General features: G+C 36.8%; 7 protein-coding genes and 1 pseudogene. 6 read left to right on the top strand and 2 right to left on the bottom strand.

Annotation, left to right across the window (positions count from 1 at the left end; translation table 11 throughout):
* From Q0L68_RS15140 to Q0L68_RS15120, 5 genes are all read left to right on the top strand, one after another.
* On the top strand, nt 1–818 hold an 818-nt coding region (locus Q0L68_RS15140), incomplete at its 5' end, for an amidase family protein (RefSeq protein ID WP_296704859.1).
* Nucleotides 819–931: 113 nt separating this feature from the next.
* Entirely contained in the window at nt 932–1,723 is a 792-nt protein-coding gene (locus Q0L68_RS15135; RefSeq protein WP_296704858.1) for a hypothetical protein, read from the top strand.
* Between the two features lie 50 nt (nt 1,724–1,773).
* Nucleotides 1,774–2,814 carry a hypothetical protein gene (locus Q0L68_RS15130; RefSeq protein ID WP_296704856.1) on the top strand — a complete coding sequence of 347 codons (1,041 nt, stop codon included), beginning with the start codon at nt 1,774–1,776 and terminating at the stop codon, nt 2,812–2,814.
* 74 nt (nt 2,815–2,888) lie between these two features.
* Entirely contained in the window at nt 2,889–3,521 is a 633-nt protein-coding gene (locus tag Q0L68_RS15125) for a porin family protein (protein WP_296704855.1), read from the top strand.
* 89 nt (nt 3,522–3,610) lie between these two features.
* Nucleotides 3,611–4,114: a hypothetical protein gene (locus tag Q0L68_RS15120; RefSeq protein ID WP_296704852.1), complete on the top strand. Its 504-nt coding sequence runs from the start codon at nt 3,611–3,613 to the stop codon at nt 4,112–4,114.
* 4 nt (nt 4,115–4,118) lie between these two features.
* On the opposite strand, the gene Q0L68_RS15115 is transcribed toward Q0L68_RS15120, so the two are convergent.
* Nucleotides 4,119–4,562, bottom strand: a complete 444-nt coding sequence (locus Q0L68_RS15115; protein WP_296704850.1) for a DoxX family protein — start codon at nt 4,560–4,562, stop codon at nt 4,119–4,121.
* 188 nt (nt 4,563–4,750) lie between these two features.
* Here Q0L68_RS15115 and Q0L68_RS15110 point away from each other — a divergent pair, with 188 nt between their 5' ends.
* On the top strand, nt 4,751–5,596 hold the full coding sequence (locus Q0L68_RS15110) for a glycoside hydrolase family 16 protein (protein ID WP_296704848.1): 846 nt from the start codon (nt 4,751–4,753) through the stop codon (nt 5,594–5,596).
* A gap of 1 nt (nt 5,597) precedes the next feature.
* Here the strand turns inward: Q0L68_RS15110 and Q0L68_RS15105 are convergent.
* Nucleotides 5,598–5,848, bottom strand: a pseudogene (locus Q0L68_RS15105) (23S rRNA pseudouridine synthase F); the annotation flags it as partial.

Genomic DNA, 5,848 nt, shown 5'->3' with positions numbered 1-5,848 from the left:
TAGTGGGCCCAATGGTCAAAACTGTTGAAGATGCTACCCGAGTGCTGCAAGTCATGGTTGGAATAGACCCAAAAGATCCTTTGACTTCTTATTCAGAGGGAAAAGCAGAAAGTAATTACCTGCAATATTTGGATAAAGATGGACTGCGTGGAGCTCGGATCGGTGTTTTCCGAACGCTCAGTGAGAGAGACCCTGATCCTGAAATTTCTGCACTTTTTAATCAGGCAATGAAAGACATGGAAAGTTTAGGAGCTGTGGTTGTAGACTCGGTTATCGTTCCAAATTTTGATGAATTGAGACAAGACCAATGGTGTCCTGCTTTTAAAGAAGATTTGGAGGATTTTCTCCAGACTTACGTGAAAAGAGATACAATCAGAAGTTTGGAAGATGTAATGCGAGTAGGCACAAAATCGGATTACACCCGCCAAAGAATTGCCTCTTTTGGAGATAATAATTTACGAAGGGGAAACCCTGAAATTCCTTGTGGCAATGCTTATGAAGATGAGCGAAGAATCGCTTTTCGTGAAGCAATAGAAAAAACCATGGACTCGCTGCAATTGGATGCTTTAGTATATCCCACATGGAACAATCGTCCAGCTTTAATTGATAAATTTCAAGAAGAATATCGTGGAGATAATTCTCAGATCATAGCTCCTTCTACCGGTCAGCCGGCCTTCACGATTCCTATGGGATTCAGTTCTGGAAACCTACCTGCTGGGTTGCAGTTTTTGGGGAGAATGTATTCAGAACCTACCTTGATTCGGTTAACTTATGGATACGAGCAAGGCACAAAACACCGAAAGGCACCGGAACTCTAATTTTATTTAATTCGAAATCAAAGGATATAAAATCCTTCAATAGCTATGGCTAAATAGAAATGTTTAATTTTGATGGAATTGGTATGATAAATAGAATTTGACGAAAAAATAATATGAAGAAGAGTATTGGTATTACCTATTTATTATTCGTAGGTGTGATTTTCGCAGGCAAAAGTCAAGATGATGCTGCTGAATTAGCAAAGGAGTTGGCAAATCCAATTGCATCTTTAATTTCGGTGCCATTTCAAATAAATACGGATTATGGAATTGGAGAATTTAAAGGAACTAGAAATACGGTCAATTTTCAGCCCGTAATTCCTGTTCAGATCAATGAAAATATCAATTTGATCACTCGGGTAGTACTGCCAATTGTAACACAATATAATATTACAGCACCTGGAGAAAAGCAATCTGGTCTTGGGGATGCGGTAATGTCTGCATTCTTTTCGCCTTCCAAATCAGAAAAACTGACTTGGGGTGTTGGGCCAGCGCTTCTGTTACCTGTGGGAACAAATGATTTTTTGACTACTAAGAAATTTGGAATGGGACCAACAGCAGTAGCATTAAAGCAAATGAACGGTTGGACTGTTGGTGGATTGATTAATCAAATTTGGTCTGTCGCAGGAGACCAAGATCGGGCGGATATCAGCCAGATGTTCTTACAACCTTTTATAACATATAACTGGAAATCCGGAGCAGGGATTGGGGCTAATATGGAATGGACTCAAAACTGGAAAGCATCAACTACTACCATTTGGTTGAATCCGACGATCAGTGCTGTGACGAGTTTGGGAAAACAGAAAACCCAATTTGCCGTTGGTCCAAGATTAAATTTAGCTGCACCTGAAGGAGGAAAAGCAGATTGGGGTTGGAGAGCAGTGGTTGTTTTCTTGTTTCCTAAATAAAGTTGTTTTCAACTTGCTTAAATTATTTCTACGCCTAAAGATTCAAAATTTTGAAAAGAGTAAAGTTTTATTTCTTCTTGATTATTGTCTTCCAAACCTATTCTATTGAGGTATTTGCACAAGGAGCTCAAAAAGTTTTCAATCCACTATACCAATCTTATTTTGATAGTTTGAAGCAAATCGATTACCCTTACATATTTCCAATCCTTGGAAAGGGAGCTTACAAGAGGGGTTATGATTTGCCGTATGCTTGGGGAGTTAGTGGTATTTACTTTACCCAAAGGCAAGAAATTTTGATTGACAAGACATTGATCGGTTTTAATGGAAGTGAGATGGTCGACGTAAGTGACTATATTAAGTTTGGACCCACTATAGCTACAACCAATGCTTATACAGTAAGACCAGATCTATGGGTATTACCTTTTTTGAACGTTTATGGAATCTTGGGTGGAGGGACCACACAAACCGATGTGACTCTTTTGAGCCCAGTTGGTTTTCAAACCAGTCAACGTTTTTCAGTCAGCAGTTTTGGATTAGGTGCTACCCTTACAGGTGCATTTGGTCCAATCTGGGTAGCCTGGGATAACAATTACAATTTTGCGGATGTGGAAGTAGTGGTAGAGCCAGTTCCTGCATTTAATAGTAGTTTGAGGATTGGGCATTCTATCCCATCTTTAAGTAACCCAGAGAGAAATTTTTCAATTTGGGCTGGGGCCTTTTATCAGGTAATCCAAAATGATACTCAAGGAAGTATCACTGTAGCTGATATCTTTCCTGGATTTGGTGAAGGTAATGTTATTGAATCCCTTAATCAATGGGCGGATGGCCTACCTCCAGCACAAAAAATAGTAGCTAAACAGATAATAAATCAGCTAGAAGAAGTAGCTTCCGGAATCGACCCAGGCAATACAAGTGTGGATTATAAAATCGATAAAAAAGTAGCAGCCCCTTTTAACTTAATTCTTGGGTCTCAATTTCAATACAATAAGCATTGGATGCTTCGAACGGAAGTTGGCGTATTTGGTAAAAGAAGTCAGTTTTTGTTGAACCTTAATTATAGATTTGCTGGATTATTTAAAAAATTGAATTAATGGCATACAAGAGACAAATTTTCTTTTTTCTGATCTTATTTTTTGTTCAGCAAAGTCTCCAGGCTCAAGTACTAATGAGCTTGATCTTTGGAGATAAACTAAATAATGAAAACAATTTATTTGGCTTACATATAGATTACAGCAGTAATAATATTTCGAACTTTGAGCCCTCTAATGCTTTAAACTCTTTTAACCTAGGTTTATCTTTTACCCATAGATGGGAAAATAGAATAGAAATGAACCTGGGAATGTTGGCGAAATATGGCAGAGGAGCCAAAGGTTTAACAGCTTATGAATTAGAGGATAACTCTTTGAATTCAATTTTTTCAGGAACTGAAGTAGAAAGAAAAATCAAATATTTAAGCCTGCCTGTTACGATTAGATATCGCAGTCAAAAGTGGTTATTTGTCGAGGCGGGACCACAAATTTCCTACAGACTCAAATCAGCATATGATTATTTTGAGGCAGACACTCCTGATGGAAAATTAGAACTGGAAGTGGATGTCAGAGATCAAATTAAGAAAATGGATTTCAGCGCGATTTTTGGTGCTGGAACTTACTTTGGAAAAGATAAAGTGAACGCAATTGGGATTCGATATCATGCTGGACTTACAGATATCTTAAAAGATATTGAAGGAAAACAACATTATAGCCAGTGGGCTCTCTATGCAAACCTTCCCATTGGAAGAGGAAAAGCCGGATTATAATAAATGATTATTTTTTGTAGCGGATTAATGATTAATCTCGTTTTGGAATAAAATATAATATTCCTTAATTGTCTCGAAATCATAATTTTATGAAGTTCTATAAATATCTATTTCTGGCATTTCTTTTCTTTTCATTTTCATCATGCAAAGAAGACAAAGACATACTTCCTTTGGAACCTTTAGAAGGAACTTGGGAATATGCTTTCTATAATCCTGATCAGCAATTCTTTTTTATCTATCAATATGTTTTCGATCCAAATGGGACTTTTGAAAAGAATATTTTGATCCGGGAAAGTGAAACGCCAACAGTTTTAGGATACTACAGCCATTCCACTGGAAATTATGAATTAAGGGGGGAGGCATTTACTGAGGAAATAGAACGTCAATATTTATTGGCATTGGATGCGTATCTTTTCTATGTTCCCAAAGACAAGCTGAAAGAAATAGAGATAGAGAATGTATCTTCATCCACAGCCAAACTCACTTTTTCTCAAAACAACAGATCTTTTGATCTATTGTTTCCTTGCAATGACACTCCAAATGGCAGAGTTTTAAATTGCGTTGGGGCTTTGACTTATAGACGTGTCGATTAAGTTATTATCCATTAGGATGCTTCTTCATCCAATGATCAACTGAAAATTTCCCCGATCCATAAATAAAGAAAACGATCAAAAGGATCAATACAGCTAAGGAAATCCCAAATTCTAAATTGTTAGAAACGGAAAGAAAACCTTGGCTACTATTTACGAATAGAACAGCTCCTAATAATATTGGGATCTGAAATGCAATAGCAGTTCTGGTTACCAACCCCATTGCTATTAAGATTCCCCCTACTAAATGTGCAAAAGCAACAAAGTGTGCTAAGCCGAGATTTACAAATTGTAAGTCGGCACTTTTCATGATATTTAAAAGTGCATCCGTGTCGGAAATAAATAAAATGCCTTTATAAAGAATAAAAAGACCTAAAATAACCCTCACAAAATCAATCCACTGAGGATGATGAGCATCTGCCCATTGTTCAATTCTTGATACAGTATTCATAGTATTTTGGGTTTTGGTTGTATTCTTTATACGAGAATTATTTATTAATGATTTGAAATTCAACTTGTTGTAGACACAATTGTGCGTTACATTTTTAATAATTCAGTTCCAAAAATCTTACCCTGTCTTGATTGTTATTATAGATCAAAGAATCATTTACCGTATCTTAAAAGATCAAATTCAATTCTATGCGAACAGTTTTAAAACTCTTTCTAGCCTTTTATTTTATTTTCCATATTCAAACCTTGTATGGTCAAGATTCCCCTAAAGGATATACTCTTATTTGGGAAGAAGATTTTAATAGAGAGGGGGTAGTTGATAAATCAAAGTGGAATTTTGAAAGAGGATTTGTTCGAAACAATGAGCTTCAGTGGTACCAAGAAGCTAATGCAATTCAGACAAATGGAGTATTAAGAATTGAGGGGAAAAAAGAAAAAGTTACAAACTCTAGGTTTGAGGCAGGAAGTAATGATTGGAAAAAGTCTAGGGAATTTGCTGAATATACCTCGTCTAGTATTAATACAAGAGGGAAGTTTGAGTTTCAATATGGGATCATGGAGGTCCGGGCCAAAATTGATACTGCTTCAGGAATGTGGCCTGCCATTTGGACTTTGGGAATAAGTAAGCCTTGGCCTGCAAATGGAGAGGTGGATGTAATGGAATTTTATCAGATAAAAGGTGAAAAAACAATTCTGGCCAATGCTGCCTGGGCAGATGAGACTAAACGGGCAAATTGGGATGAAGCAAAAATTCCTTTTGAGGATTTTTTAGCGAAAGACGCTTTTTGGGCTGAGAATTTTCACACTTGGAAAATGGAGTGGACGGAAGATTTTATCAAAATTTTTCTTGACGATAAATTGCTCAATGAAATAGAGCTAAACAAAACCCTAAACCCAGATGGATTCAATCCTTTCCATCAGCCACATTATATTTTATTGAATTTGGCTTTAGGGTCTAATGGCGGAGATCCAACAAGTACCGAGTTTCCAAAAGAGTATCTGGTTGATTATGTGAGAGTTTATCAGAAAAAGTAGTTTAATCAAAAGTCTTTGAACTATCTGAAACCAAATAATTCAATTCCTTGAGTTCCTTTTCAGTTAGATCTCTCCATTTTCCAACAGGAATATCAAGATGTACATTCATGATTCGGATTCGCTTTAGTTGCCTCACTTCATAACCTAAATATTCACACATCCTTCTAATCTGGCGGTTAAGGCCTTGTGTTAGGATAATCCGAAATTTGAACCGAGATACTTTTTCTACTATACAGGGGTCGGTGACGGTAT

Source organism: Algoriphagus sp. (assembly GCF_024642405.1).
Lineage (GTDB): Bacteria > Bacteroidota > Bacteroidia > Cytophagales > Cyclobacteriaceae > Algoriphagus.
The sequence above is the reverse complement of the archived record's forward strand: the minus strand, read 5'-3'. Positions and strand labels throughout refer to the sequence as shown.

Excerpts from the sequence above, each read along its gene's own strand:
- Q0L68_RS15135 (WP_296704858.1), top strand. The coding sequence starts at position 932 with ATGAAGAAGAGTATTGGTATTACCTATTTATTATTCGTAGGTGTGATT.
- Q0L68_RS15125 (WP_296704855.1), top strand. The coding sequence starts at position 2,889 with ATGAGCTTGATCTTTGGAGATAAACTAAATAATGAAAACAATTTATTT.
- Q0L68_RS15120 (WP_296704852.1), top strand. The coding sequence starts at position 3,611 with ATGAAGTTCTATAAATATCTATTTCTGGCATTTCTTTTCTTTTCATTT.
- Q0L68_RS15115 (WP_296704850.1), bottom strand. The coding sequence starts at position 4,562 with ATGAATACTGTATCAAGAATTGAACAATGGGCAGATGCTCATCATCCT.
- Q0L68_RS15110 (WP_296704848.1), top strand. The coding sequence starts at position 4,751 with ATGCGAACAGTTTTAAAACTCTTTCTAGCCTTTTATTTTATTTTCCAT.